The organism is Brachybacterium vulturis, from assembly GCF_043641765.1.
Lineage (GTDB): Bacteria > Actinomycetota > Actinomycetes > Actinomycetales > Dermabacteraceae > Brachybacterium > Brachybacterium vulturis_A.
The window spans coordinates 217,815-244,061 of the sequence record NZ_JBHZRO010000002.1; the positions used below are offsets into that span (position 1 = coordinate 217,815).

At 71.6% G+C, this 26,247-nt stretch carries 21 protein-coding genes; 12 read left to right on the forward strand and 9 right to left on the reverse strand.

The features are described from left to right. The first annotated feature begins 7 nt into the window (after positions 1-7). The gene (locus ACHUEU_RS02475) at positions 8-490 is read left to right on the forward strand and encodes a hypothetical protein (RefSeq protein WP_394214299.1); all 483 of its coding nucleotides are present in this window, start codon (positions 8-10) and stop codon (positions 488-490) included. A 65-nt stretch (positions 491-555) separates the two neighbouring features. Here ACHUEU_RS02475 and ACHUEU_RS02480 read toward each other — a convergent pair whose 3' ends face one another. Together ACHUEU_RS02480 and ACHUEU_RS02485 are read right to left on the reverse strand one after the other, a co-directional pair. Continuing rightward, positions 556-1,638 (reverse strand): acyltransferase family protein, encoded by a 1,083-nt coding sequence (locus ACHUEU_RS02480; protein WP_394214300.1) that lies wholly within the window; start codon positions 1,636-1,638, stop codon positions 556-558. A gap of 238 nt (positions 1,639-1,876) precedes the next feature. Beyond that, on the reverse strand, positions 1,877-5,332 hold the full coding sequence (locus ACHUEU_RS02485) for a bifunctional proline dehydrogenase/L-glutamate gamma-semialdehyde dehydrogenase (protein ID WP_394214357.1): 3,456 nt from the start codon (positions 5,330-5,332) through the stop codon (positions 1,877-1,879). A 302-nt stretch (positions 5,333-5,634) separates the two neighbouring features. On the opposite strand from ACHUEU_RS02485, the gene ACHUEU_RS02490 reads away from it, so the two are divergent. Next, positions 5,635-6,021 (forward strand): hypothetical protein, encoded by a 387-nt coding sequence (locus ACHUEU_RS02490; RefSeq protein ID WP_394214301.1) that lies wholly within the window; start codon positions 5,635-5,637, stop codon positions 6,019-6,021. Positions 6,022-6,068: 47 nt separating this feature from the next. Here the strand turns inward: ACHUEU_RS02490 and ACHUEU_RS02495 are convergent, their stop codons facing one another. After that, complete coding sequence (locus tag ACHUEU_RS02495; protein WP_394214303.1) at positions 6,069-6,677, reverse strand: thymidine kinase; 609 nt, start codon at positions 6,675-6,677, stop codon at positions 6,069-6,071. 28 nt (positions 6,678-6,705) lie between these two features. Next, positions 6,706-7,950 carry a GNAT family N-acetyltransferase gene (locus tag ACHUEU_RS02500; protein WP_394214304.1) on the reverse strand — a complete coding sequence of 415 codons (1,245 nt, stop codon included), beginning with the start codon at positions 7,948-7,950 and terminating at the stop codon, positions 6,706-6,708. 66 nt (positions 7,951-8,016) lie between these two features. On the opposite strand from ACHUEU_RS02500, the gene ACHUEU_RS02505 reads away from it, so the two are divergent. From ACHUEU_RS02505 to ACHUEU_RS02525, 5 genes are all read left to right on the forward strand, one after another. Further along, a complete protein-coding gene (locus ACHUEU_RS02505; RefSeq protein ID WP_394214305.1) occupies positions 8,017-8,997 on the forward strand; it encodes a sugar phosphate isomerase/epimerase family protein in 981 nt (326 codons plus the stop codon). 106 nt (positions 8,998-9,103) lie between these two features. Beyond that, entirely contained in the window at positions 9,104-10,135 is a 1,032-nt protein-coding gene (locus ACHUEU_RS02510) for a 3-oxoacyl-ACP synthase III (RefSeq protein ID WP_394214306.1), read from the forward strand. Then, positions 10,132-12,828, forward strand: coding sequence for an alpha/beta fold hydrolase (locus ACHUEU_RS02515; RefSeq protein ID WP_394214307.1), 2,697 nt, complete (start codon positions 10,132-10,134; stop codon positions 12,826-12,828). Before ACHUEU_RS02510 ends, ACHUEU_RS02515 begins: the two co-directional genes overlap by 4 nt. Then, positions 12,825-13,817, forward strand: coding sequence for an NAD-dependent epimerase/dehydratase family protein (locus ACHUEU_RS02520; RefSeq protein WP_394214308.1), 993 nt, complete (start codon positions 12,825-12,827; stop codon positions 13,815-13,817). The genes ACHUEU_RS02515 and ACHUEU_RS02520 overlap by 4 nt, the downstream gene beginning before the upstream one ends. A 49-nt stretch (positions 13,818-13,866) precedes the next feature. Further along, positions 13,867-14,559 (forward strand): vitamin K epoxide reductase family protein, encoded by a 693-nt coding sequence (locus ACHUEU_RS02525; RefSeq protein ID WP_394214309.1) that lies wholly within the window; start codon positions 13,867-13,869, stop codon positions 14,557-14,559. Between the two features lie 86 nt (positions 14,560-14,645). Here ACHUEU_RS02525 and ACHUEU_RS02530 read toward each other — a convergent pair whose 3' ends face one another. The 3 genes from ACHUEU_RS02530 to ACHUEU_RS02540 all read right to left on the reverse strand — a co-directional run bounded on the left by ACHUEU_RS02530 (position 14,646) and on the right by ACHUEU_RS02540 (position 17,719). Then, on the reverse strand, positions 14,646-15,965 hold the full coding sequence (locus ACHUEU_RS02530) for a TRAP transporter large permease (protein WP_394214310.1): 1,320 nt from the start codon (positions 15,963-15,965) through the stop codon (positions 14,646-14,648). Between the two features lie 2 nt (positions 15,966-15,967). Then, on the reverse strand, positions 15,968-16,594 hold the full coding sequence (locus tag ACHUEU_RS02535; protein WP_394214311.1) for a TRAP transporter small permease: 627 nt from the start codon (positions 16,592-16,594) through the stop codon (positions 15,968-15,970). Positions 16,595-16,663: 69 nt separating this feature from the next. Beyond that, positions 16,664-17,719 carry a TRAP transporter substrate-binding protein gene (locus ACHUEU_RS02540; protein ID WP_394214312.1) on the reverse strand — a complete coding sequence of 352 codons (1,056 nt, stop codon included), beginning with the start codon at positions 17,717-17,719 and terminating at the stop codon, positions 16,664-16,666. 342 nt (positions 17,720-18,061) lie between these two features. Between ACHUEU_RS02540 and ACHUEU_RS02545 the strand changes: the two genes are divergently transcribed. The 3 genes from ACHUEU_RS02545 to holA are packed head-to-tail and all read left to right on the forward strand — an operon-like array spanning position 18,062 to position 22,243. Beyond that, positions 18,062-18,862, forward strand: a complete 801-nt coding sequence (locus tag ACHUEU_RS02545) for a helix-hairpin-helix domain-containing protein (protein ID WP_394214313.1) — start codon at positions 18,062-18,064, stop codon at positions 18,860-18,862. Further along, a complete protein-coding gene (locus ACHUEU_RS02550; RefSeq protein ID WP_394214314.1) occupies positions 18,859-21,222 on the forward strand; it encodes a ComEC/Rec2 family competence protein in 2,364 nt (787 codons plus the stop codon). Before ACHUEU_RS02545 ends, ACHUEU_RS02550 begins: the two co-directional genes overlap by 4 nt. A gap of 34 nt (positions 21,223-21,256) precedes the next feature. Next, on the forward strand, positions 21,257-22,243 hold the full coding sequence (gene holA / locus ACHUEU_RS02555; RefSeq protein WP_394214315.1) for a DNA polymerase III subunit delta: 987 nt from the start codon (positions 21,257-21,259) through the stop codon (positions 22,241-22,243). A gap of 101 nt (positions 22,244-22,344) precedes the next feature. Here holA and rpsT read toward each other — a convergent pair whose 3' ends face one another. After that, positions 22,345-22,611, reverse strand: coding sequence for a 30S ribosomal protein S20 (gene rpsT, locus ACHUEU_RS02560; RefSeq protein WP_096802967.1), 267 nt, complete (start codon positions 22,609-22,611; stop codon positions 22,345-22,347). Positions 22,612-22,931: 320 nt separating this feature from the next. Then, a complete protein-coding gene (locus ACHUEU_RS02565; RefSeq protein WP_394214316.1) occupies positions 22,932-23,609 on the reverse strand; it encodes a type II toxin-antitoxin system PemK/MazF family toxin in 678 nt (225 codons plus the stop codon). On the opposite strand from ACHUEU_RS02565, the gene ACHUEU_RS02570 reads away from it, so the two are divergent. Both ACHUEU_RS02570 and ACHUEU_RS02575 read left to right on the forward strand, forming a co-directional pair. Then, entirely contained in the window at positions 23,608-25,254 is a 1,647-nt protein-coding gene (locus ACHUEU_RS02570; protein ID WP_394214317.1) for a circularly permuted type 2 ATP-grasp protein, read from the forward strand. The genes ACHUEU_RS02565 and ACHUEU_RS02570 overlap by 2 nt on opposite strands. Beyond that, entirely contained in the window at positions 25,241-26,158 is a 918-nt protein-coding gene (locus ACHUEU_RS02575) for an alpha-E domain-containing protein (protein WP_394214318.1), read from the forward strand. The genes ACHUEU_RS02570 and ACHUEU_RS02575 overlap by 14 nt, the downstream gene beginning before the upstream one ends. Positions 26,159-26,247: the final 89 nt, after the last annotated feature.

Here is a 26,247-nt window from a genome sequence, read left to right on the forward strand (position 1 = left end):
GCACCTGGTGCAACGGCCCCGACCCCGGTACGAGGGCCGGGACACTCCGTTCGCCACGGTCGCCGAGCTCACCGAGGCCGTCACCGGCCATCGCGGTCGCGGGGCCCGCCGACTCAGGGAGGCGGTCGCCCTGGTGCGCATGAGCAGTGATTCGCCGCCCGAGACCGCGCTGCGACTGGCGGCGGTCCGAGCCGGTCTGCCCGAACCACTGGCCAGCGTCCGCGCCGAGCAGGTGCAGCCCGACGGGACCCTCCTGGACCTCGGAGAACCTGATCTGCACTGGCCGCAATGGCGCGTGGCGCGGGAGCATGAGGGCCCGACGCACCTGGACCGGGATCAGATGCCCAAGGCCATCGCCCGGGGAGAGCGACGACGGGACGCCGGCTGGATCGAGGTGCGCACCACCTACGCGGATCCTCCCCATGGCTGCCGCTCGGCCGTCACGAGGGTGCGCAGAGCCCTGGAGATGCAGGGGCGGAGAGCAGGATGAGCGGAGCTCCGGTGCTGTGCTGCGGCCCCGCCGCTGGCAGCATCGAGGGTCGCCCTCGACATGACTCAGGTGCGGGGAGGTATGCCGTCCGCAGCAGTCGGTCGGGGCTTGCGCGGCGCGTCATCCTCGGAGCGGACCAGCAGATCCCCGATCGGGGGATCGGTCAGCCAGCTGGTCAGGCGGCCGACCACGGTGGTGGACAGGAGCGCCGTGAGCAGCAGTGCGCCAGCGACCATTCCGAGGGTGCCCCACCAGCTCACCAGCCACTCCGGCAGCTCCTCGGCATAGCGGATGGGCAGCAGCAGCACCGGGTGCAGCAGATAGACGGTCAGCGAGCGCTCGCCCATCACGGTCAGCGGGGAGCGGCCGCGGGGCGTGACCAGCAGGATGGCCAGGCTCCCCGCGACCCCCGCCAGCAGCACCATCACCTGCAGGAGCATGCTCAGCAGGAGGCCCCTGTCGTCCTCGTACCCCGAGCGCAGGTAGAAGATCGAGGTGGGTACCCGGCCGTCCACCAGGTAGGCGACCGCCACGGCGGCCAGCAGCATCGCACCGCCCAGCCACCGGTGCCGGAAGGCCTTGATGCGCTCGAGCATCTCCGGCGTGGCGATCAGTCCGAGCACGAAGAACGGGAGCATCTCCGCCAGTCGGCCCACGCTCAGCACGGAGCCCAGATCGGGATCCAGCGGGGCGATCACCGAGATGGCCACCGCGAACATCAGCGGATGCTTCAGCTGCCGCAGCACGGGGGTGAGCAGGCGCCATCCCAGCAGCGCGACCAGGAACCACAGCGTCCACGCCGGCAGCAGCAGCTGCAGTTCGACATCGCTCCCGAGCAGCAGGGCCTTGCCCGCCTCGTGCACCATCTGGAAGATCACGTACGGCACGACCATCGCGGTGAGCAGGCGCCGCACCTGGCGCGGCTCATTGCGGTACGAGCGCGAGAGGAACCCCGAGATCATGATGAAAGCGGCCATGTGGAACGAGTAGATCGCCGTGTACAGCGTGCCGCCGAGCACATCGGCGGTGTTCTCGAAGCATTCGACGGTGTGACCCACCACGACGAGCGCGATCAGCAGGCCGCGTGCATTGTCGAGGTAGGGGTCGCGCGGCCGGCGGGGCCGGGTGGTCGCTTCGGTGCTCGACATCAGGGTCCTTCGAGGAGGCGCTGGGGACTATCGCAGCACCGTACGGCGTGCCGCGGCCGTCATCGGCGCGGCACGCCCGGGCGATCCCGGGAGCTGTTCGATGCCGTCGGCGCCCACCGGCCACCGAGTGCGACGCGGGGCTCACCGTTCCTGACCGGACGTGTGCGGACGGTCGCAGTGGACGGTGGGTGCGCGGCCCCGGTGCTCGGTCGAGGTCGGGCCCGGCGCCCCGCCGGGCTCAGGCCCGGCCGCGGGCCCAGCCCTGCCCGCCGGTGAGGTCCAGGGTGTGGGGGAGCGGGTTGCCGTAGCGGTGGTTCGTGGCGCTGATCGCCTGCTCGTGCAGGAACGGCAGCAGCTCCACCCGGCCGTCGACGACCACCTCGCCGGTGAACAGGGCGACCTCGATGCGGTCCGCGATGGCGGCGCGCAGGGCGGGATCACTCTCGCCGAGCAGGCGGATGCGTGACTGCTCGAGGGAGGGGATCCCGCCCGCGAAAGCCGCAGCGTCCTCGACCCGGACGGTCCGGCCTGCCTCCCGTGCCACCGCAGCGAGCTCCTCGGAGGCGACGGAGACCTCGACCTCGGCACCGGCCGTTGCGGCGGCGTGCAGCACCCGCTGCAGCTCCTGCCTCGAGGTGCCGCCCGTGGCCCGGATCATCACCGGCAGCGGCAGGTACCGCAGCAGGTTGATCTCGCCGTGGAGCTCCTGCGCATCGCGGGGGATGAAGGTGCTCGCCCACTGCTCCCGGTCGCTGTGACGTGCCGCAGCGAGCCAGGCCTCCGCCTCCTGCGCACGGTCGAAAGTCCCGTCGGCGTCCGACCAGTCCATCAGGTGCACCAGGTAGTTCGGTCCGCCCGCCTTCGCGGTCTGTCCGATCGCCGAGCGCTTCCAGCCGCCGAAGGGCTGGCGCTCCACGATCGCGCCGGTGATGCCGCGGTTGACGTACAGGTTCCCGGCCTCGACGTGCTCGGTCCACCAGGCGATCTCCGAGGGCTCCAGCGAGTGGAGGCCCGCGGTCAGCCCGAAATCGGTGCCGTTCTGGATGCGCACGGCCTCCTCGAGGGTCTCGGCGTGGATCACGCCGAGCACCGGCCCGAAGTACTCGGTGAGATGGAAGGGCGAACCCTCCTCGACCCCGGTGCGGACCCCGGGGGAGAACAGCGTGCCCGACTCATCGAGCTGACGCGGCCGGGAGAGCCACTCCTCCCCTTCGCAGAGCTCGGTGAGCCCCGAGCGCAGCTTCTCGCCGGGCTCTTCGATGACCGGCCCCATCTGGACCGTCGGATCCGTCGGGCGGCCCACGTGCAGGCTCAGCACCGCATCGGCGAGCTGCGCGGAGAAGCGGCGGGAGGTGGTGACCGACCCGACCGTGATCACCAGCGAGGCTGCCGAGCACTTCTGTCCGGCGTGGCCGAAGGCGCTCGCGGCGACGTCGTGCGCGGCGAGATCGAGATCGGCCTGCGGGGTGACGATGATCGAGTTCTTGCCGCTGGTCTCGGCGAGGATCCGCAGCTCGGGCCGCCAGGAGGCGAACATCGCGGCGGTATCGGAGGCACCGGTGAGGATCAGCTGCGAGATCCGCGGATCGGAGATCAGTGCCCGCCCCACCTCGTTCTCGGGGACGTCGACGAGGGTGAACACGTCCTTCGGCACCCCGGCCTCATGCAGGAGCCGGCCGATCAGCGCTCCGCAGCGACGGGACTGGGGCGCCGGCTTCATGATCACCGCGCTGCCGGTCACCAGAGCGGCGAGGACGCCGCCGGTGGGGATCGCGACCGGGAAGTTCCAGGGCGGGGTGACCAGGGTCAGCGGGCGCGCCTGAGCGCTCACTTCTTCGAGACGGGCCAGCTGCTCGGCCTGCTCCGCGTAGTAGAGAGCGAAGTCGATCGCCTCGCTCACCTCCGGATCGCCCTGCTCGAGGGTCTTTCCGGTCTCGGCGGCCATCACCTCCAGCAGCTCACCGCGGTGGGCGGCCAGGGTCCCGGCGACGCGACGCAGGATCATCGCCCGCTTCTCGACGCCCAGCGCGGCCCAGGCGGGCTGCGCCTCGAGGGCGCCGGTGATGGTGGCGTCCACGGCCTCGACGGTCTCGAGCCGGGCGGCACGGGCCTCTGCCACACCGAGCTGCGAGCCGCGGATGCGGTGGGTGATGCCCGCGGCCCACTCCTGGTTCATCGGGGTCGACAGATCGGTGTCCGGGGTGTTGCGGAACGCCCCGGGGACCGCCGGCAGGCCCGGGGAGCCGAGCTCCAGGGAGGTCGTCCCGCCCGCGACCTCCGTGCTGCGGTCCTGGTCGCGGTGGGTGGGCGGCGAGGTCTCCGCCAGCGCAGCCTCCAGCGCCCGGGAGAAGCGCTGCTGCTCGCGGGCGAAGAGCTCCTCGGAGCTGTCCAGCTCGAAGGCCGCGGAGAGGAAGTTCTGCGAGGAGGCGTTCTCCTCGAGACGTCGCACCAGGTAGGAGACGGCGACGTCGAAGTGGCGGGGGTGCACGATCGGCACGTACAGGCGCATCGTGCCGGTGGTCTCGCGCACCACCGCCTGCTGGCCCGGCGCCATGCCGGCCAGCATCTCGAACTCGACCCCGTGCCCAGGGCCGGCGGGGATGCCGCGGTGCTGCATCAGCAGGTGGGCGAAGGCGACGTCGAAGAGGTTGTGCCCGGCGACGCCGAGGTGGACCGCCTCGAGCTTCTCGGTATCCAGCGCCTCGAGCAGCATGCGCTTGTACTGCGCGTCGGTCGCCTCCTTGGACAGCAGCGGCGCCTGCATGAGCCCGTGCACCGAGGCGTCCACCTGCTCCATCGCGAGGTTGGCACCCTTGACCAGACGCACCTTGATCGGCGCCCCGCCCTCGGCCACGCGGCGCTCGGCGAAGCGGCGCAGGCGGACCATCGCCGAGGGGGCGTCCGGCAGGTAGGCCTGCAGCACGATCCCGGCGTGCAGGGAAGCGAGCTCGGGACGGTCCAGGAGCTTCTCGAAGACCCGCAGGGTCAGCTCGAGGTCCCGGTACTCCTCCATGTCCATGTTCAGGAAGGTCGGGTCCTGCCCGCGGGCGGCTTCGAGGTACAGCGGCAGCAGGGACTCGACGATGTGATCGACGGTCTCGTCCGCCGCCCACAGCGGCAGGTGGTCCACGATCGAGGAGACCTTGATCGAGGCGTAGTCCACGTCCTCCCGGGCCACCAGCTCGCGCACGCCCTGGAGGCGGCGGTCGGCCTCCTGGGCGCCCAGCACCGCCTCACCCAGCAGGTTGATGTTCAGGTTCGTGCCGTCGGCGGTGAGACGCCGGATCGCGCTGCTCAGCGGGCGGGGGCGCGCATCGAGGATGAGATGCCCGACCATGCGGCGCATCGTGGCCTGTGCGGTGGGCACCACGAGCGAGGGCGCGAGCGTGGAGGCGGCACCGCCCAGAGCGATCACCCGGCGCAGCGGAGCGGGCAGGAAGGCGGGCGGATCCTGGGCCAGGCGCTGCAGCTCCACGGCCGCGGCGCGCGGGTCCTCCGGTCGGATCACCCGGTCCACGAAGGCCAGGGTGAAATCCAGCCCCTTCGGGTCCTGCAGCAGATCCGAGAGCAGCTTCGCGGGTCCCGGGACCGGACGGATGGCGGCGGCGTCCACCCAGGAGCGGACCTGTGCCGAGACCTCATCGAGGGTCGGGACGGGACGGTCGGCGTCGAGCGGGGACTGCGAGTGGGGCACAGGGGGCAACGGAGTCTTCTCCTCGTTCGAAGGTCACGGCGACGGTGCTGTGAGGGCGGGCGACCGGAGGGTCGGCGCGACCGGTGTCCCCGTCCCTAGATCGTAAGACCTCCTGTCACCTTCCGACACCGCGATCGGGGTCTGTTCGTGGAGGTTGTGTGACCGAAGTGGGACTGACGTGGGACGGCGGAGACGGAGGGCGTCCGGGGCGGTGCACGGAACCGGTTGGTCGGCGCCCCGGCGGGGCGCTGCGGGGCTGTGGCACGATGCAGGGCACACACCCGACGATGCAGGAGGCAGTGATGAAGAGGTTCATTTTCGTAGCCGGGCTCGCGATCGGCTTCGTGGTCGGCTCGCGGATGGGTCGCGGGCCCTACGAGTCCCTCGAGCGCACGGCCCACCGGGTCGCCGAGGATCCCGAGCTCCAGCGGCGCGCCTCACAGGCGAAGGAGACCGCCTCGCGCGTCGCGCAGGACACGGCCGGTGCGGTCAAGGAGAAGGGCCCGGAGGTCGCCTCCAGGGCGCAGGGGGCGGTGGCCGGTGCCGCCGGCTCCGCCAAGGAGCGCCTCCACGGTCACTCCTCGGACGAGCGGGACGAGGAGGCCGCGACCGTGGCCGAGAACTCTGCGGGCAGCGCCCACGCCGGCGGGGACGCCGAGGTCGGCGAGGACAAGCCGCTGAGCTCCTGAGCGGACCGCTCAGGTCCGTGCATGCCCAGGATCCGGACGCGCCGGCATCACCCCAGGACGGTGACGCCGGCGCGTTCCTGCTCCTGCATGAAGCAGGAGCCGCACAGCGACATGTAGGTCACCGTCTCCCCGTCGATCGCGACCTGCTCTCCCTCGAAGACGAAGCGGCCGTCGACAACGCGGCAGTTGAACTCCGCCTGGGAGCCGCAGCGGCACATGGTGGGCAGTTTCTCGATGTTGTCCGCGAGCTCGAACAGGCGCGCGGCGCCGGGGAACATCGCGGTGCGGAAGTCCGCGCGCAGCCCGTAGCAGATCACCGAGACCCCGTCGAGCTTCGCGATCCGGAAGAGATCGTCGATCTGGTGGGGTGCGAGGAACTGCGACTCGTCCACCAGCACGCAGTGCAGCGGCCGCAGTCCTCGTTCGTCGGCCGTGGTGTCGACGCGCGTGCGCAGGTCGTCACCGTTCGCCGCGAGCACATCCACCCGGCGCCGCGCACCGCCGCGGGCGACCACCCAGTCCGCGCCCTTGGTGTCCAGCGCCGGCTTCACGGTGAGCGTGGCCAGGCCCCGCTCGTCGTAGTTGTACGCGGTCTTGATCAGGGTGTCGGACTTGCCGGAGTTCATCGCTCCGTACTTGAAATGCAGCTTGGCCACGCGGGTCTCCGGAGATCGGGGGAGGGGATCAGAAGGCGTCCAGGACGCTGGGCCGGGGACCGGCCAGCAGCGCGTCCAGGAAGGACTCGGCCGCAGGATCGGCGTGGGCGCGCAGGCCGAGACGGCGGGCGTCGGCCAGGGTGCGGCCGCCGACGAGCAGGAGCGAGGCCGAGTGGATGTCCAACCGGCAGCTGCCCAGCGCCTCCGCCGCAGCCGCTCCCGCCGGCTCGTCCGGCTCCGCCACCGTGACGGTGCCCTGGTGCACGGAGACCAGGAAGGTGCCCGCGGCCCGACAGGTGCCCTCGGGGACCGTGGCGTCCTCGACGACGAGGCGGAGCGTGCCGTCCAGGGCGGCGGGAGCCTGGCGGGCGCGCAGGGTCGCGGCCGTGTCGATCACCCGCATCATCACCAGCGGTTCCGGCGACGGATCGGGACGGACACCGCCACCGGGCAGCACGTCCAGGACCGGATCCTCGGTGCGCAGCCGCAGCCGGACCAGCTCGGTCACCGTGGACCAGGAGCCGAGTGTGCGCAGCAGCGCCTGCCGGTCCTCACGGGTGCGGCCGAGGAGCTCGTGCACCTCGAGACCGGGGTCGTCGGCGGTGCCGGCGCGCCGCGCCCAGGACACATAGCCCTGCGCGGTGCCGGCCGCGTCCTCGAGTAGCAGCGCGGACCAGGGGTGGGCGGGCAGGGTCTCGGGGAACAGCGGCGGCTCGCGGCGCAGCATCAGGTTGTCGCCCGCGGTCAGCTCGTGATGCAGCCGGCGCAGCCTCGGCATCGACTCGGCGGTGACGGGCACGAGGCGCCGCCCCGGGACGGCGGGGATCCGCTGCAGATCCACCAGCGGCACGATCAGAGACCGGCCCCGCGCGACCACCTGGTAGCCGTATCGGCGGTAGAGCGACGGGTTCGAGGGATACAGCATCGACAGCTCCATCCCCTCGGCGCCGCAGCGGGCGATCAGGGCGGTCAGCAGCGTCCCGAACAGTCCCTCCCCGCGATAGGCAGGATGGACCGCCAGCCCCGCGATACCGCCGCAGCGGGCCACGCCGCCGCCCAGCGCCACCAGGTCGCGGCGGATCCTGGCACCGGCGGCGAGCACCCCGCGGGGTCCGCCCGGCAGCGTGGAGGCATCGATGCCCAGCGGGATCTGGCCGGGAGAGAAGTCCCGGGGAGCGGTCGGGGCGGCCGGGTCGAGACCCCCGCCGAAAGCGCCGGAGGCCATGGTCCGGTAGCTGACGAAGTCCTCGGCGGTGAGATCTCGAACGGGCATGCGGGAGAGTCTAGGGCGCGGGCTTGTTGCATACTGACCACGCCTGTCCAGCCCAGAGGAGATGTCGTGAGCCCACGCCGTGATCGTCCGTCCACGGATGCGCCGCGGAACGGTGCCCGCAAGCCCTACACCCGCCCCAGCAGTGCCCATCGCACCGCCCGCGAGAAGCTCTCCAAGCGCCTCTCGGCAGGGGACCCGCGCAGCGACCAGCACCCGCAGCGGAGGATCCCGGTGGGACTGTCCACCTCCTCCGTCTTCCCCGCCGGGGTCGAGGAGGCCTTCCGGCTCGCCCACGAGATCGGCTACGACGGCATGGAGGTGATGGTCTCCTATCCCAAGGACAGCCAGGACCCTGCGCTCCTGCGCGAGTACTCCGAACGCCATGAGCTGCCGATCCTCTCCCTCCACGCTCCCACCCTGTTCTTCCTGCAGGGCCTGTGGGGCCGCGATGCATGGGTGAAGATCGAGCGCACCATCGAGATCGCCAAGGAGCTCGGCGTCCCCACGATCGTGGCGCATCCCCCGTTCCGCTGGCAGGGGAAGTACGCGCACGGCTTCGTCGAGGGCGTCGCGGCGCTCGAGGAGGAGCACGGCATCGCGATCGCGGTCGAGAACATGTACCCGTGGCGGCTCGGGGTGCGGGAGCTGCTGAACTACTTCCCCGACCACGATCCGACCGATGAGGAGTATTCCCACGTCACCGTCGACCTCTCCCACGCCGCGACCGCGGGCGATGACGCGCTGGAGATGATCGAACGGCTCGGTGACCGCCTCACCCACCTGCACCTGACCGACGGGTCCGGGAGGACCACCAAGGATGAGCACCTGCCGCCCGGGGAGGGCAATCAGCCCTGCGCCGAGGTGCTGCGGCGCCTCGCCAACCGCGGCTGGGAGGGCTCGGTGCTGCTCGAGGTCACCACCAGCAACAATGCCGAGGCCCGGGAGCGGACGCTGCGCCAGAGCCTCGCCTTCGCCCGTCACCATCTCGGCCATCACCTCGAGGACGAGACGGGCGGAGGGGACGACGTGGGATCCACCACGCCCTGAGGGAACCCCCAGACGCAGGTGGGACACTGATGGTCGCAGGTGCCGGGCCCGTCCCGGCCGCCTGCGACGATGACATCCACACGGAACGACGAGGTAGCGCACTCTGATGGCGAACGGGAACACAGGGATCGTCCACAGGAACACCAGCCTGCTCGGGATCGAGATGAGCCTCCCGCAGGTCACGGTGACCTCGGACGAGATCGACGAGATGCTCGCCCCGGCGCGCAAACGACTGCGGCTGCCCAAGGGCGTGCTGCAGCGCGTGGCCGGTGTGTACGAGCGTCGCTGGTGGCGGGATCGCGACAACGGGTGGAAGCAGGGCGTCGTGCTCGCCGCCGAGCGTGCTATGGCCAAGGCCGGCATCATGCGCGACCAGGTGGGCCTGCTGATCAACGCCTCCGTCTCCCGCCAGCATCTGGAGCCGGCGGTGTCCACCGGGATCCACCACTCCCTGGGCCTGCCCAGCAGCGCCATGAACTTCGACATCACCAACGCCTGCCTCGGCTTCGTCAATGCGATGACCATGGCCTCGGCCATGATCGATTCCGGGCAGATCAAGTATGCCCTGGTCGTCGGCGCGGAGGACGTCGAGCAGGTGCAGCGCGGCACCGTCGATCGGCTGAACTCCAAGACCTCGACCCGGGCGGACTTCAACAACCAGTTCGCCTCGCTGACCCTCGGTTCCGGGGCCGCCGCCGCCGTGCTCGGCCCGACCGATGAGCACCCCGAGGGCCACCGGCTGAAGCACACCCAGGCACGCGCCGGCACCGAGCACCACGAGCTGTGCGTGGCGAACATGCAGGACATGCGCACCGACTCCGCCGGACTGCTCGAGAACGGCATCCAGCTCATCCTGGACACCTGGAAGGGCGCCAACGAGGACGGCTACGACTTCAAGAACCTCGACCTCGTCATCCCGCACCAGGTCTCCACGGTCTACATCCGCAACTTCTCGACGATCACCGGGGTGGGGATGGACCGCATCCCGGTCACCCTCGCGGACTGGGGCAACATCGCCGCCGAGGCGGTGCCGATGACGCTCGCGCACATCCAGGACGACATCGAGCGCGGGCAGCGGGTGCTGCTGATGGGAGTCGGCTCCGGGCTGAACACGGCGATGATGGAGGTCCAGTGGTGAACACCACCCGCAGCACCGGCCGCCGGGCGTCATCCCCCGCGGGCCCCGAGATCCCGGAGCTGCCCGGTGTGGACCCGCGGCTCCACCGCACCCTCGAGGTGCGCGACCACACCGGTGCGGCACGCCGCTGGCACCTGCTGGACTCCGGTCCGCTGCTCGCCGAGCGCGGGATCACCCCGCGCGGCACCCTGCTGGCCGTGCACGGCAACCCCACCTATTCCTTCCTCTTCCGCTCCCTGGTCAGGGACGACATCCCCTGGCGGCTGATCGCGGTCGACCAGTTGGAGATGGGCTACTCCGAGCGCAGCGGGGTGAAGCGCCGCTACCAGGACCGCATCACCGACCTGTCGCTGCTCACCGACGCGCTGTCCCTGCGCGGCCCGGTGGTGACCGTCGGCCACGACTGGGGAGGGCTGATCTCCGCCGGCTGGGCGCTGGACAACCGCCACGATCTGGCCGGGATGATCCTCACCAACACCGGGGTCCACCAGAAGCTCGAGGAGGCGCTGCCCACGGCGCTGCAGCTGGCGACCGCGCCCTGGTTCCGCACGCCCTCGACCTCGGTCACCGACACCTTCCTGCGCACCACGCTGGCCCTGTCGAAGCCGCCGCTGCCGCGCGAGGTCCAGGACGCCTATCTCGCCCCGTACCGGGGCCGGGCCCGCCGTCGCGGCATCGACCAGTTCGTGGCAGACATCCCGGCCGGTGCCGCGCACCCCTCCCGCGCCACCCTCGAGCGGGTCGCGAGCGGCATCACCGAGCTCGATGTCCCCACCCTCTTCGCCTGGGGGCCGCGGGACGTCACCTTCTCCGACCGCTTCCTGCGGGACCTCGTCCAGCGGGTGCCGCACGCCGATGTGCACCGCTTCGAGGGCGCCTCCCACCTGGTGTGGGAGGATGCCGACGTCGCCGGGCTGGTCGCCGACTGGCTGGAGACCACCTTCGGCACCGCCGAGCAGCCGCGCACGGCAGCGCCCGGGTGGCAGCCCGTCTCCGCCTTCGCCGAGCAGGCGCCCGAGCGGCCGATCGGCGCGCCGATCGCCGAGCTCGCGAACGATCCCCGCCATGCCCGCCGCGCCGCCGTGGTGGAGCTGGGCGGTGAGGACGGCGAGACCCGGGAGATCTCCTGGTCCCTGCTGAACCGCCGCGTCGACGACATCGCCGCGGGTCTGCTCGCCCACGGGGTGCAGCCCGGGGACCGGGTCAGTCTGCTGATCACCCCCGGTGCTGACCTCACCGGGGTGCTCTACGCCTGCTTCCGGATCGGCGCCGTCGCCGTGATCGCCGATGCAGGCCTGGGCCTGCCCGGACTCACCCGCGCCACCATCGGCTCCCACCCGGACTGGTTCATCGGCATCAAGCGCGCCCTGGTCGGCGCCCGGGCGCTGGGCTGGCCCGGCCGCCGCCTCTCCGTCGAGCAGCTGCCGACGGTGGACCGCATGGCCCTGGGCGTGGAGACGTCGATCGCCGAGCTGGCCCGCTCCGGGTCGATGATGCGGGAGCTCGGGGCGCCGCTGACCGCGCCGTGGCCCGCGCCCGATGCGGACGCCGCGATCCTGTTCACCTCCGGCTCGACCGGGCCCGCGAAGGGCGCGGTGCTCACCCATCGCCAGCTGGCCGCCATGTTCGCCGCTGTCGGGGACACCCTGGACCTGGCCCCGGAGCGCGGACTCGTCGCCGGGTTCGCCACCTTCGCCCTGCTGGGCCCGGCCCTCGGCGCGCCGACGGTGGTGCCGGACATGGACATCATGCGTCCCGGCGACCTCACCGCCCCGGCCCTGGCGGAGGCGATCGCCGCCCTCGGCAGCCCCGCCGTGTTCACCGCCCCTGCGGCCCTGCGCAACATCATCGACACCGCCGACCAGCTCGACGAGGCCGGCCGTGCCGCGATGGGCCGGGCGGCGAGCTTCTTCTCCGCCGGCGCGCCGATCCCCGCGCACCTGCTGCGTGAACTGCGCACCCTGATGCCCAGCGCGCGGGCGCTGACCCCGTACGGCATGACCGAGTGCCTGGCCGTGGCCGCGATCGACCTCGAGGGCATCGAGGCCGCGGGCGAGGGCTCCGGCGTGTGCGTCGGCCGGCCTGTGCCGCGGGTCGAGATCGCGATCGCCGTGATGGACGAGCTGGGGGAGACCACCGGGGAGATCACGCAGGATGCCGGCGAGAAGGGTGAGATTCTGGTGCGGGCGCCGCATGTGCGGGACCGGTACCTGATGCTCTGGGGCACCACCCGCACCGCGATGCGCTTCACGGGCTGGCATGCCACGGGCGACGTCGGCCACCTCGATCAGGAGGGTCGGCTGTGGGTCGAGGGCCGCGCGGCTCACGTGCTCGCCACAGCCGAGGGGCTGCTCACCCCGGTCCAGGTCGAGGACGCGGCGGAGTCCGTGCCCACGGTGCGCCGTGCCGGCGCCGCCGTCGTGGGCCCCCGCGGCACCCAGCAGGTGGTGGTGATCCTCGAGACCGAGGACGGGTACCGGCCCGGCAGGACCGGTCGCCCCCGCCCCGCCGATCCCTCCCTGCAGGAGGCGGTGCGTCGCGCCGTGCGGGACCGCTCAGGGGCCGACGTGGTCGCGGTGTTCACCACCAGCGCGCTGCCCACCGACATCCGCCACAACTCGAAGATCGACCGGGCCGCGCTGTCGCGCTGGTCCGCCCAGACCCTCGCCGGCGAGCGGGCGGAGGCCCTGTGAGCGCGCCGACGGTCCTGGTCACCGGGGCCTCCGGAATGCTCGGCGGCGCGGTCGCGACCGCGCTGCGCGACCGGGGCGCGACGGTGCGCGCCTTCCAGCGCCGCCCCGCCGGGATCGACGGGGTCCAGGACCTCACCGGCTCCCTCACCGCGGCCGACGACGTGCGCCGCGCCGTGCAGGGCGTCGATGCGGTGATCCACCTCGCCGCGAAGGTCTCCATCTCCGGACCCGAGCACGAGTACCGGGCGATCAACATCGAGGGCACCCGTCACGTGGTCGACGCCCTGCGGGCCCAGGGCGGGGGAGCGCTGGTGAACGTCTCCTCCCCGTCGGTCGCCCATCTGGGCCGCGCGATCGTCGGCGCAGACGCCACCACCGCCGACCCCGCGATGGCCCGTGGGCCGTACGCGCGCACCAAGGCCGCGGCCGAGCTGCTGGCGATGCAGGCCGACGGCACGGACGGACTGCAGGTGACCTCGATCCGCCCCCATGTGGTGTGGGGGCCCGGCGACACCCAGTTGGTGGGCCGCATCGTCGACCGTGCCCGTCGTGGCCGGTTGCCGCTGCTGGATCACGGCATGGCGCTGATCGACACCACCTACGTCACCAATGCCGCCGACGCGATCACCGCTGGTCTCGACCGTATCGAGGCCGTGCACGGGGAGAGCTTCGTGGTCTCCAACGGTGAACCCCGCACCGTTCGCGACGTCTTCGCCGGCTGGTGCGAGGCGGCGGGGGTCCCGGCTCCGACCCTGCGGGTCCCCGGTGCTGCGGCGCGTTTCGCCGGTCGCGTGATCGAGCGGATCTGGGAGAAGCGCCCCGGGCACGACGAACCGCCGATGACGGAGTTCCTCGCCGAGCAGATGTCGACCGCGCACTGGTTCGACCAGCGCCGCACCCGCGAGCGGCTGGACTGGACGCCCCGGGTGAGCATGGGCGAGGGCAATGCACGCCTCGCGGCCTGGTACCGCGAGCACCCGGTCCTCTGAGAGCTGTTCCTGACCCCCGTCCCCCCGCACGGAAGAGCACGGCCACCGTATGAACGAGAACCCCACCACAGACCCGGCAGGCGCGGTTCCCGCGCATGACGAGGCGACGCTGCTGGCCGAGATCGATGCCGAGCTGGCCGCCGAGCGCTCCGCGAAGGCCCGTGCCGGGCAGCGGATCACCGGACTGGTGCTGCTGATCGGCGCGCTGGTCGGATGGATCGCCTCGCTCGAGCTGCAGGTCGGCAAGGAGTTCCTGCTCGCCAACCCCGGCGCCAGCCTGGCCTGCGATGTGAATCCCTTCATCTCCTGCGGCAATGTGATGATGACCTGGCAGTCCTCGGCGCTGGGGATCCCGAACATGGCGATCGGGCTGGGCGGCTTTGCGATCATGGGCGTTCTCGGCGCGCTGATGGTCTCCGGCACTCAGCTGCCCACCTGGTGCCGCTGGGCTCGGCTGGGCGGGATGACCTTCGCCTTCGGCTATGTGCACTTCCTGGCGATCTCCACGATCTTCGTGATCGGCGCGCTGTGCCCGTGGTGCATGGTGATCTGGACGGTCACGGCCCCGATGTTCTTCGCCACCCTGGCCCACACCGTCGAGAGCGGCGATCTGCGGTTCCCGGCGCCGTGGGCGAATCTGCTGCGCCGCTGGGTGGTGCTCACCCTGGGGTGGTACCTGCTGGTGATCGTCGTGATCGCGCTCGCGTTCCGGCAGCAGTGGCTGGTGATGCTGGGACTCTGACCGCTCTCGCGACGATCCCCGCAGCCTCTGGCGACAGGGACTGCGGGGATCGTCTTCTCGGGATCGGGCGGGAGCCCCCATGGGGATCAGAGCATCCCGAGCAGCCCCGGGACGGCCAGTGAGATCTGCGGGACGAACACCACCAGGAACAGTCCCAGGGCCAGGGAGATCAGGAATGGTGTCAACCGGGCGATGACCGGCTCGATCTTCAGATCCGCGATTCTCGCGCCCACGAAGAGCACATTCCCCACCGGAGGGGTGATCACGCCGACGCTGAAGGCGTAGACGACCATGGTGCCGAAGTGGATCGGATTGATGCCCAGGTCGGAGACCATCGGCAGGAAGATCGGCACGAAGATCAGGATCGCCGGGGTGGGATCCATGAACGTCCCCACCGCCAGCAGGATCACCATGATGATGATCAGGATGACCGTCGGTTCCGAGGTGACGTTGAGGATCAGGTCGGCGATCAGGTCCGGGATCCGCGCGAAGGCCATCACGAAGGACAGCGCCGAGGACACCCCCACGAGCAGCATCACGATCGACGTGGTGCGGCCCGCGTCCACGAGGATCCTGGGCAGATCCTTCACCGTGAGCGTGCGGTAGAGCAGGCCCAGGACCAGGCAGTAGACCACGGCGACGGCCGCGGACTCCGTGGCGGTGAAGAAGCCCGAGAGGATGCCTCCGATGACGATCACGATCATCAGCAGCGACGGGATCGCCCGCCACAGGGTCTTCGCCGCGAGTGCCGGGGTGATTGCGATGTCGGCATCGCGCCGCGGTCCGGTGCGGTGGCGCTTGTGCGTGGCGGCGATCACCAGCATCACCGCGATCGCCCAGATCAGGCCGGGCCCGATGCCCGCCATGAACAGGGCGGCGATCGATGTGGAGGACACCAGCGAGTACACGATGAACGTGTTGGACGGTGGGATCAGCATCCCGGACGGTGCCGACGCGACGTTGACCGCCGCGCTCCACGGCTTCGAATAGCCCTCCCGTTCGAGCCGTGGCCCCATCACGGAGCCCACCGCTGCCGCCGAGGCGACGGCGGCGCCGGAGACGGCACCGAACATGGTGTTGGAGAGCACGTTGGTGTGCACGAGGCCACCGGGGAGCTTGCCGACCACCACCCGGGCGGCGTCGACCAGACGGCCGGCGATGCCGCCCTGGTTCATGAGGCCGCCGGCGAGGATGAAGAAGGGGATCGCCAGCAGGGTGAAGCTGTTGATGCCCGTGAAGACCTCGGAGGCGGTGTTCATCGTGGTGGTGGTGGGATCATTGCCCAGCAGCACGAAGATCGCCACGAACGAGGTCACGCCGATCACGATCGCGATGGGGACACCGAGGGCGATGCCGATGACGATGCCGAACAGCAGGATCAGCCCGGCGACAGCGGTGACATCCATGGTCAGCTCTCCTTCTGGTCGGTGTCGCGCGGGAGGTCGGGGCTGTCGTCGCGCTGGTGGTCCGAGGTCCGCTCGGCCGGCGGGGAGCCCTCGCCTGCGCCCGCAAGGCCGGGAACGGTCGTGATCTCCTGCTCGGTCCGGGCGACGACGGTCGTCAGCGGACCGCGCCCGAGGAGATCTTCGATCAGATGGAGCACAGCGATGAGCGCGATGATCACGCCCGCCACCGGGAGGATCACATAGGCCTGGCCGATCGTGCCCGGAAGTGCCGTCAGCTGCTGCGACCAGCTGTTCTGCGCGGCCAGGGTCCCGCCGTAGACCAGCACCAGGACGGCGAAGACGAGGATCACCAGCTGGATCAGGACGGCCACGCCCCGACGGACCGGCCGAGGCAGACGCTCGACGACGAAGGTGACCGCGATGTGGCCCCGCTCCGAGAACACCAGCGCGGCGCCGACGAGCGATGTCCACACGAAGACGTACTTCGCGAGCTCCTCGGTCCACGCGGCGGGGCTCTGGATCACCTCACGCGTGAAGACCTGCCACACGACCGCGAGGACCATGACCGTGAAGAGGACCGCGGTGGCGGCCCCCAGAGAGCGGTTCAGGCCCTTGATGATGAGTGTCATCTGATTTCCCTTCTGCACGGCAGGAGGCCGGACCCCATGGCCCGGCCTGCTGCGTGGAGGTGTTCCTGGTCAGCCCTGGGCTCCGCGGATCGCGTCCCACAGAGCGGTCTGCGACTCCTCGGTGAGGAACTCTTCGGGCAGGGCGGCCAGCGCCTCCTGGAAGGCGTCGGCGTCGACCTCGTTGAAGGCGGCGCCGTCGGCCTCCGCGTCCGCGACGGCCTGCTCGGTCTGTTCGGCCCAGAGCCCGGTGTGCTCCTGGACGGCGGTGGCCCAGCCCTCGTCGAAGGCGGCCCGGTCCTCCTCGGACATCGAGTTCAGGGTCTCGGTGTTGATGATCAGGTAGTCGGTGCCGACGAGGTGGCGAGTGAAGGAGTAGTACGGCGCGACCTCGTAGTGAGCCTGCGTGAAGTAGGAGATCTCGTTGTTCTCCGCGGCGTCGATGACCCCGGAGTTCAGCCCGGTGTACACCTCGCCGTAGGCGAGCGGGGTGCCCGTCGCGCCGAGCGCCGCGGCCATCGCCAGGTGCAGGTCCGACTCCTGGACGCGCATCTTCTGCCCGTTCAGATCGGCCGGGGTCATGATCGGGCCGACGGTGCTGTACGCACTGCGCTCACCCTGGGTGAAGCCGCCGATGACCGTGATGTTCTGGGACTCCTCGAGTGATGCGAACAGCTCTCCGACGATCGCGGGGTCCTGGAGGATCTGCATCTGCTTGTCGATGTTGTCGAATGCGCCCGGCATGTTCAGGGTGAGGAAGTCGGGGTTGAGGTTCTCCAGCTGGGTGCCCGAGACGATGGACATCTCCACGGAGCCGTTGGACGCCATCTGCAGGGTCTCCTGCTGGGCACCGAGAGTCTCGTTGGGGAACACGTCGATGCCCCAGGCGCCGCCGGTGGACTCCTCGAGGGCCGTGCCGAAGTTGTCCAGGGCGATGTACGAGGGGTGGGTCTCGGTCTGGTTGAGGGCCAGGCGCATCATGGTGCCGGAGCCCCCGCCGTTCGACGCTCCCCCTCCGTCATTTCCGCCGCCGCAGGCGGCGAGGGCTGCTGCAGCACCGGCGAGACCGGTGGCTCCGAGCAGGGTGCGGCGGGTCACGTGCTGGGCGGTGAAGCGTGAAGATGCCATGGGGAGTACCTCTCATCATCGAGTCGGACAGTGCGCCGGGAGTGGACCATCCGGGGCGCCGACTTCGTTATCGGACTGCTCTGATCCTGCGGGGGAGGACGCGAGTTCATGCGATGTTGCCTCGAGTTGCCCCTCCGTATCCCTCTTGTGACCTCGGCGTTCACCAGGTTCGGTGAGCGCATTCCTGCAGTCGGAGGGGCCTTTCGGCGCGCTTTGGGAAAGCTCTGGATCGATGCACGCAGCACAGCTGGACGGACTGACCGCTCCTCCACAGTGCGCAGTGGTCCCCACGTCGCACGTGGCCATGGTGCGTCTGCGACCGTGACGTCTAGCGTCGCGGACATGGGAGCACACACCGGATCCGAGGGTCCGCGGCGCGGTCGGGTCGGGAAGCATCGCCGGTCCGGGCGGGCGCTGGTTGCGCGCCGGGATCACCCTGCACCGCAGCGGACGCGTCGCCCGGGCCTGCCCGCCCCGTCGCCGTCGGCGCTGGTGGGCCTCGCCGTGCTGGTGCTGATCGCGGTCGGGGTCGTGCATCTGTCCGGGTCGGGCTCCGCAGTTCCGCTGGAGACGGCACCGACGCCTCAGCACGAGGCTGTCGAGGCCGCCTCCCCGGAACGGACCACCGCCGTTGCGACCGGGGCTGCGGCCCCGCCGCCGACGTCCAGCCCGTCGGCTGCCGCGGCCACCGACCGATCCGAGATCGTGGTCCACGTCTCCGGGGCAGTGGCGGCGCCGGGCGTGGTGCAGCTGCCGGGTGATGCTCGGGTCGATGACGCGCTGCGCGCCGCCGGCGGTGCGACGGACGATGCCGATCTCTCGGTGGTGAACCTGGCCCGCCCTCTCGCCGACGGGGAGCAGATCCATGTCCCGCTGCCGGGGGAGGCGCCACGAGCCACACCCGCCGCAGAACCCGGATCCACGGGGGGAGTCCAGGAGTCCGGGAGCGGGGCGCCGATCGACCTGAACACCGCCGGCGTCGCCGAGCTCGAGGAGCTGCCCGGGGTGGGGCCGGCGATCGCGCAGCGCATCGTCGAGCACCGGGAGCAGAACGGCTCCTTCTCCTCGGTGGAGAGCCTGCTGGAGGTCTCCGGGATCGGACCGGCCACCCTCGAGGAGATCCGGGGACGGGCGACCGTATGACCCAGGCCGATCTGCGCCTGCTCCCGGGCGCGACCTGCGTGTGGGCGCTCGCGGTGCTCGGCATCACCGCAGGCGCCGCAGCGGCTGTCGCCGGCGCTGCGGTGCTGGTCGCACTCGCGCTGACCGCGGTCACGCTCACCGGGTCACCACGGACCGCCCGGAGCATCGTCGCGCACCTCGGCATCGTGGTGCTGGCCGGTGCGCTGCTGTTCCCCGCCCTGCAGCGGCATGACAGCACCGCGGCCGCCGTCGAGCTCGCGGAGCAGGAGGGGCTGATCGTGGAGCTGACCGTCGTGGCCACCGCGGACCCCGCACCGCCCGGCGGCGGACCGTCCTGGGCCCTCGAGGGCCAGCAGATGACGGCACGGACGGTGCGCGGTCCGGCGCGGGTGGGGCGAAACGCCGTCGTGCTGCCCGCCTCGCTGCCCGTCCTGGTGCGGGCGGCCGGGGAGTCGGCCCACGACCTGGCCCGCGTGCGGGACGGGGACCTCGCGCACCTGCGCGGACGTGTCGCGGTCAGCGGTTCCCTGGTGATCCTGCGGGCTTCGGAGGTGCGGCCGGTGGCGCAGGCCGGTCTTTCCGGGGCTGCCCTGTCGGTCCGGCACTCGCTGCGCCGGCAGGCACGGCAGGCGACCTCGCATCTGCCCTCGGACGAAGCCGCCCTGGTGCGGGGGATGACCCTCGGGGACACCCGCGGCATGGGGGAGCAGACCGAGGAGATCATGCGCCGGGCAGGGATCTCCCACCTGGTCGCCGTCTCCGGGGCCAACATCGCCCTGGTGCTCGCCGCGGTGCTGGGGCCGCTGCTGCTGTGCGGGGTGCGCCGGCGACCCCGGCTGCTGGTCGCCGGGAGCGTCGTCGCGGGATACGTGTGGCTGGTGGGGGACGAGCCCAGCGTCCAGCGCGCGGCGACGATGGCGGTCCCGCTGCTGGCCGCCCGCTTCGCCGGGGTGCGAGCCTCCCCGATCGCCGCCCTCGCCCTCACCGTGGCCCTGTGGTCCGTGCTCGACCCCGTCACCGCCGCGTCCATCGGGTTCCTGCTCTCCGCCCTGGCGACCGCGGCCATCCTGCTCGCTGCGCCGCGGCTGGCCACCGCCCTCGAGGAGCTCAGCAGCAACAGGCTCGGCCGTACCGCCGCTCTGGTGCTCGCCGTGCCGCTGGTCGCTCAGCTGGCCTGCACGCCGGTGCTGATCCTGCTCACCCCGGAGGTCTCGGCCTGGTCGGTGCCGGTCAACATGCTGGTGGGTCCCCTGGTGGGCCCGTCCACGGTGATCGGGCTGCTCGCCCTGGTGATCGGCACGGCATGGCCCGCTGCCGCCGCCCTGCTGTGGACGCTCGCCGCCGGGGGAGCGCACCTGGTGCTGCTGATCGCGCGGGCGGCTGACGCCCTGCCCGGATCCCGCATCCCCGTCCCCGCCGGGGTCACCGGCGTGCTGCTGGTGCTGGCCGTCCTGCTCGCCGCGGCGATCGCCGTGGCCGCCCGCCGGCTGCCCCTGACCCGCTGGGCCGTGGCCGCACTGCTGGTCGCGGTCCTCGCCCCCGGGGCGGGACGTCTGCTCCCGCTCAGCACGGGACCGGAGTGGACGCTGGCCCTGTGCGCGGTCGGCCAGGGCGACGCCCTCCTGCTGCGCCCGCACCCCGATGACGGACCGGGCAGCACCGTCCTGATTGACACCGGACCCGATCCCGCGATGCTGCGGAGCTGCCTGGACCGATTGCAGGTGCGCGAGATCGACCTGCTGGTGCTCACCCATCCCCATCAGGACCACACCGGGGGCCGGGCGGCGCTGACCGGACGCCGCACCCCGCAGCGACAGTGGATCTGCCCGCTGCCCGAGGCCGCATCGGAGTCGGTGACCCGGGTGCCGACCACCGTCGCGACCACGGGCGAGACCTGGCAGCATCCCGGGCTCGCCCTGCGCGTGCTGTGGCCGGGCTCCGCCGAGGACGCCCGTCGCGCCGCAGCCGCCGAGCACGGCGGGGGAGAGGGGGACGCCGCCAACGACTGCTCGATCGTGCTGGAGGCGCTCTGGGGCGACGGCACCCGCCTGGTCTCCCTCGGCGATCTCGAGCCCACCGCCCAGCAGGAGCTCGCCGCGCTGCGGCCCGGTCCCGCGGACATCGTCAAGGTCGCCCATCACGGCTCCCGGTTCCAGCACGCCCCGCTGTACCGGCAGCTCGGCCCCGCCCTCGCGCTGGTGCCCGTCGGCCGGGAAAACGACTTCGGCCACCCCACCGAGGAGGCGCTCGGCCTGCTGCACACCCTCGGAGCCCAGGTGCTGCGCACCGACGTCCACGGCACCGTGGTGCTGCCGGCCGGCGACGCCGCGGCGCCGCGCAGCGTCGGCCGGGCCCGATAGGATCAGCCAGTCACCCCAGCAGTGAGGAGCCCCCGTGAGCGATGTCGAGTGGCACAGCGTCGCCCTCGCGCCGATCGTGCTGGTCCACGGCACCGAGACCCTGATCGCCGACCGCGCCGTCCAGCGCCTGCGGGGCCTCGCCCGCGAGGCCGATCCCACCGTGGAGGTCCACGACCTCGCCGGGGACGCCGCCGGCCCCGGGGCGCTCGCCCAGGTGGCCAGCCCGTCACTGTTCGGCGAGCCCCGCTTCGTCGTGGTGCCCGAGCTGCAGTCGGCCCCCGACACCCTGGTCCTCGAGCTGCTGGACTATCTCAGGGCCCCGGAGCAGGACGTCACGCTGGTGCTCGTCCACCGCGGCGGGAACCGCGGCAGGAAGCTGCTGGACGCGCTGAAGAAGGCCGGCGTGCCGCGGGTCGATGCCGGCCCCGTCAAGCGCGCCGGCGAGAAGCAGAGCTTCGTGGCCGCAGAGTTCGCGCGTGCCCAGCGCCGCATCCAGCCCGAGGCGCTGATCGCCCTCGTCGACGCCTTCGGCACCGACCTGGCCGAGCTCGCCGCGATCAGCCGCCAGCTGATCGAGGACAGCACCCCGGAGCCCGGCGAACAGGCCCCGCAGGTGTCCGTGGCCGATGTCCACGCGCTGACCGCCGGTCGGGTCGAATCCACCGCCTTCGCCGTGGCGGACGCCGCCATCGCCGGTCGCGAGCAGGACGCCCTGCAGCTGCTCCAGCAGGCGCAGCTCGCCGGTGCCGACCCCGTCCCCATCGTCGCCGCGATCGCCTCCAAGATGCGATCCCTGGCGAAGGTCACCGCCCCCGGGGCCAGCGCCCGCACCCTCGGCATGCCCGACTGGATGCTGCGCAACCTCGGCCGCGAGGCCAGGCACTGGAACGACCGCTCGCTGGCCCGGGCGCTCGAGGCGGTGGCCCGCGCCGACCACGAGGTCAAGGGGGCCGGGCGCGACGCCCGGTGGTCGGTGCAGCGCATGGTGATGGGCATCTGCCGCGCCCGTCGCGCGCACTGAGCTGGTCCCCGGCGACAGCGAGGAGCCCGGTGCGCATCGCTGCGCACCGGGCTCCTCGCTCACCCCGTCAGGCGGGGAGGCAGCTCAACGGCTGCCTGACCTCACTTGCTGACGCCGGCGACCAGCTTCGCGAGACCGGACTTGCGGTTCGCGGCCTGGTTCTGGTGGATGACGCCCTTGGAGACGGCCTTGTCGAGCTTGCGCGAGGCGGACTTGAGCGCCTCGCCCGCGACGTCGGCATCGCCGGTGGAGACGGCGGCCTTCACCTTGCGGGTGTAGGTCTTGAGCTCGGACTTGACGATGCGGTTGCGCAGGCGCGCCTTCTCGTTCGTCTTGTTCCGCTTGATCTGGGACTTGATGTTTGCCACGAAGACTCTTCTCTTGTGCTGCTGCGGTGGATCATCCGAGACGGCCGAGGAACGGAGCCGACGGGGACGGCGGTGGGGATTCGCCTGGAGACGTCGGTACCGGGTCGCTGCCACGGGTACTCGCCCGGGTCGCACGAATCGTCGCCCCTGACACGGCGGGACCACGTCATGCGCACACCGAACGGTATGTCACACATACGGTGCAGGACACTACCAGAGCACAGGCCCCTCACCGCATCGGGTGTGCGCCGGGTCTCGTGCGCCGGTGCGCGCCCGGCCGGGCCGGGCCCGGGCCGCGACCCCGCCGCGACGGCGACCCGTCACCAGCCGTGCACCTCTCGCACCGCGGCGGCCACCCGGTCGTACCGCTCCCGGTCCAGGCGTCCGCCCTCGCGGCGCACCGCCTCGGGCGACAGCCGCAGCAGCCGGTCGGCGCGCACCTCGGAAGGGCGTCCCCGGCGGTCCCAGTCCCCGGCGCCGATGTCCACCCAGGTCGAGCCGTGCTGGTCGGTGGCGGTCAGGCCCGGCGCGGTGCGGTCGCGGGAGGTGAGCATCAGGGCGACCAGGACCGTGCCGGAGCCGTCGGAGCCGTCCCGATCGGCGTCCTCCTCGGCGATCACCAGCACGGGTCGGTCCTTGCCCTGGGTGATGTCCTCCTCGTAGGGCACCCAGGCCCAGACGACCTCGCCCGGATCGGGGCGGTCGTCGGCATGCGGCGCATAGGCGAATGTCAGCGGGCCCTCGGTGCGGCGATCGGCGAGGACCGGGGAGCCCGCACCGATGCCGGTATCGGCTGCGGAGGCGCCTGCGGGCCGCCGGCCGGCCTCCGAGCTCTGCCTCACCGCGCGGAGCGCGGCACGGCCGAGATCCCGCGCGCCTCGGCGGGCGGCGGGGGAGCGCAGGGCAGTGCGGAGGAATCTGGAGATCAGGGACATGGTGCTCGCTTCCTGGGCGTTCTGCGCCCCACGGGGCAGGGGTGGTGCGAGAATGGTAGGCATGTCTGCCACCTCGCTGTTCCACAGCGCCCGCACCGGTGCCGGAGGCGACGAGATGTTCGCGCCCGACGGCACCGTGCGGCCCACCTATCGCGCCCTGCACGACGCGCTGGCCGGACTCGGGCCCGAAGAGTTCCGATCCCGCTCGGAGTCGCTGGCCCGCAGCTACCTCGACCAGGGCATCACCTTCGACCACGCCGGGGAGGAGCGTCCCTTCCCGATCGACGCGATCCCACGGGTGATCGCGGCCGAGGAATGGGCGCGCGTCTCCGCGGGCATCTCCCAGCGGGTGCAGGCTCTCGAGCGCTTCCTCGACGACCTCTACAACGACCAGGCGGCGATCGCCGACGGGGTGATCCCCGCGGAGCTGGTCACCTCCTCGACCTATGTGGTCGATCAGATGCGCGGCTACACCCCGCCCAACGGGGTGCGGATCCACATCTCCGGCATCGATCTGGTGCGCGACGGGGATGGGGAGTTCCGTGTGCTGGAGGACAACGTGCGGACCCCCAGCGGGGTCAGCTACGTGCTCTCGAACCGTCGTGCCATGGCGCAGGGCTTCCCGGAGCTGTTCGCCGACCGGCCGGTACGCCGCGTCGGCGACTACCCGGGACGGCTGCTCTCCGCACTGCAGGCCGCCGCGCCGGACCTCGCCGACGAGGAGGCCACGGTGGTGGTGCTCACCCCGGGCCGCTTCAACAGCGCCTACTTCGAGCACTCCCTGCTGGCCCGCACCATGGGCGTGGACCTCGTCGAGGCCTCCGATCTGGTCGAGCGCAACGAGCGCATCTACATGCGCACCACCGCCGGGCTGCGGCGGGTGGACGTGATCTACAAGCGCACCGATGACGACTTCATCGATCCCGAGGTGTTCCGCCCGGACTCGATGCTGGGCGTGCCGGGCCTGGTGCGCGCGGTCCTCGCCGGCAACGTGGTGGTCGCCAACGGCATCGGCAACGGCATCGGGGACGACAAGCTCACCTACACCTATGTGCCCGACCTGATCCGCTACTACCTGGGCGAGGAGCCGATCCTGCCCAATGTCGACACCTGGCGGCTGGAGGAGCCGGAGTCCCGCGCGGAGGTGCTGGACCGGCTCGAGGAGCTGGTGGTCAAGCCCGTCGACGGCTCCGGCGGCAAGGGCATCGTGATCGGCCCCGCGGCCACCACCGAGGAGCTCGACGAGCTGCGGACCCGGCTGCAGGCCGATCCCCGCGGCTGGATCGCCCAACCCGTGGTGCAGCTGTCCACGATCCCGACACTGGTCGAAGAGGGGCCGGAGCCGCGTCATGTCGACCTGCGCCCCTTCGCACTGAACAGCGGCGACGATGTCTGGGTGCTGCCCGGCGGGCTCACCCGGGTCGCACTGCCCCGCGGCGAGATGATCGTGAACTCCTCCCGCGGCGGCGGCTCGAAGGACACCTGGGTGCTCGCCGCGGAGCGCACCGCCGACCCCGGGGCTGCCTCCTCGACCTCGCAGACGCAGGAGACCCGGGACGAAGCGATCGAGGACCCCACCGACGACAGCTACGACGAGTTCGAGGACGTGCGCGAGGAACCGGCCGAGGAGCGGGCCCCGGAGCCCGACCCGGTCACCTCCGCGATCCCGATCATCGACGTCGAGGAGGCACCCCATGATGCTCAGTAGGATCGCCGATGCGATGTTCTGGATCGGCCGGTACGTCGAACGGGCCGACCAGACCGCCCGGATACTCGACGTCTCGCTGCAGTCGATCACCGAGGACACCCCGGAGGACCTCACCGCGGCCTGTGGTGCCGTCTACCAGATCTTCGGGGTGGAGCAGGTCTCCGACGGCGACTGCACCGTCCAACGGGTGCTGGACCGGCTGCTGACCGACCGGATGAATCCGTCCTCGGTGGCCGGCGCCCTGCTCACCGCCCGGGAGAACGCCCGCGGCGTGCGCGAGGCGCTCTCGACCGAGGTGTGGGAGTCGCTGAACACCACCACGCTCGGCCTGCCCCGCGGGGTGCGCCCCTCCCGCATGCACGGCGCCTTCCAGTTCGCCAAGGACCGCTGCGCCGTCGTCAACGGCCTGGTGGACTCCTCGATGACGCGCGACGAGGCTTGGCTGTTCCTGCGCATCGGGCAGCTGCTCGAACGGGTCGACATGTTGGCCCGCAACCTGCAGGACCACGACCTGGAGGACTCCTCCTCCGCCGGGACGGTGATGCTGCTGCGTTCGTGCAGCGCGCACGAGGCATACATCCGCACCTACCGCGGCCGCGTCCGCTCCTCCCGGGCGATCGAGTTCCTGCTGCTGGACTCGATCTTCCCCCGTTCGGCAGTGCACTGCCTCAGCGAGCTCGACGAGGCGCTCGAGACCCTCGCCAAGCTCCACGGCAACAGCTTCGATCGCCTCGGCGCGGCCGAACCCGGCCGGAGGATCGTCGGCCGCGCCCTGGCCAGCCTGCGGTTCCGTGCCCTGGATGACATCATCGCCGACTTCGACGAGGAGATGGAGCAGCTGCAGATGGTCACCGGCGCCGTCACCCGGGCCTTGGGCGCCACCTACTTCCACCCGGCGCACTGAGAAGGGCAGGGGATCGGCTGAGGTCTGCCTGTGACCTCTGTCCGCGCGCGCGGCGGGGAGCGGGCCGAGGGCGCCTGCCATGAGACGAT

Coding starts and splice junctions, on each gene's coding strand:
- ACHUEU_RS02480 (WP_394214300.1), bottom strand. CDS start 1,638: ATGTCGAGCACCGAAGCGACCACCCGGCCCCGCCGGCCGCGCGACCCC.
- ACHUEU_RS02490 (WP_394214301.1), top strand. CDS start 5,635: ATGAAGAGGTTCATTTTCGTAGCCGGGCTCGCGATCGGCTTCGTGGTC.
- ACHUEU_RS02500 (WP_394214304.1), bottom strand. CDS start 7,950: ATGCCCGTTCGAGATCTCACCGCCGAGGACTTCGTCAGCTACCGGACC.
- ACHUEU_RS02510 (WP_394214306.1), top strand. CDS start 9,104: ATGGCGAACGGGAACACAGGGATCGTCCACAGGAACACCAGCCTGCTC.
- ACHUEU_RS02525 (WP_394214309.1), top strand. CDS start 13,867: ATGAACGAGAACCCCACCACAGACCCGGCAGGCGCGGTTCCCGCGCAT.
- ACHUEU_RS02530 (WP_394214310.1), bottom strand. CDS start 15,965: ATGGATGTCACCGCTGTCGCCGGGCTGATCCTGCTGTTCGGCATCGTC.
- ACHUEU_RS02535 (WP_394214311.1), bottom strand. CDS start 16,594: ATGACACTCATCATCAAGGGCCTGAACCGCTCTCTGGGGGCCGCCACC.
- ACHUEU_RS02540 (WP_394214312.1), bottom strand. CDS start 17,719: ATGGCATCTTCACGCTTCACCGCCCAGCACGTGACCCGCCGCACCCTG.
- ACHUEU_RS02545 (WP_394214313.1), top strand. CDS start 18,062: ATGGGAGCACACACCGGATCCGAGGGTCCGCGGCGCGGTCGGGTCGGG.
- ACHUEU_RS02550 (WP_394214314.1), top strand. CDS start 18,859: ATGACCCAGGCCGATCTGCGCCTGCTCCCGGGCGCGACCTGCGTGTGG.
- ACHUEU_RS02570 (WP_394214317.1), top strand. CDS start 23,608: ATGTCTGCCACCTCGCTGTTCCACAGCGCCCGCACCGGTGCCGGAGGC.
- ACHUEU_RS02565 (WP_394214316.1), bottom strand. CDS start 23,609: ATGCCTACCATTCTCGCACCACCCCTGCCCCGTGGGGCGCAGAACGCC.
- ACHUEU_RS02575 (WP_394214318.1), top strand. CDS start 25,241: ATGATGCTCAGTAGGATCGCCGATGCGATGTTCTGGATCGGCCGGTAC.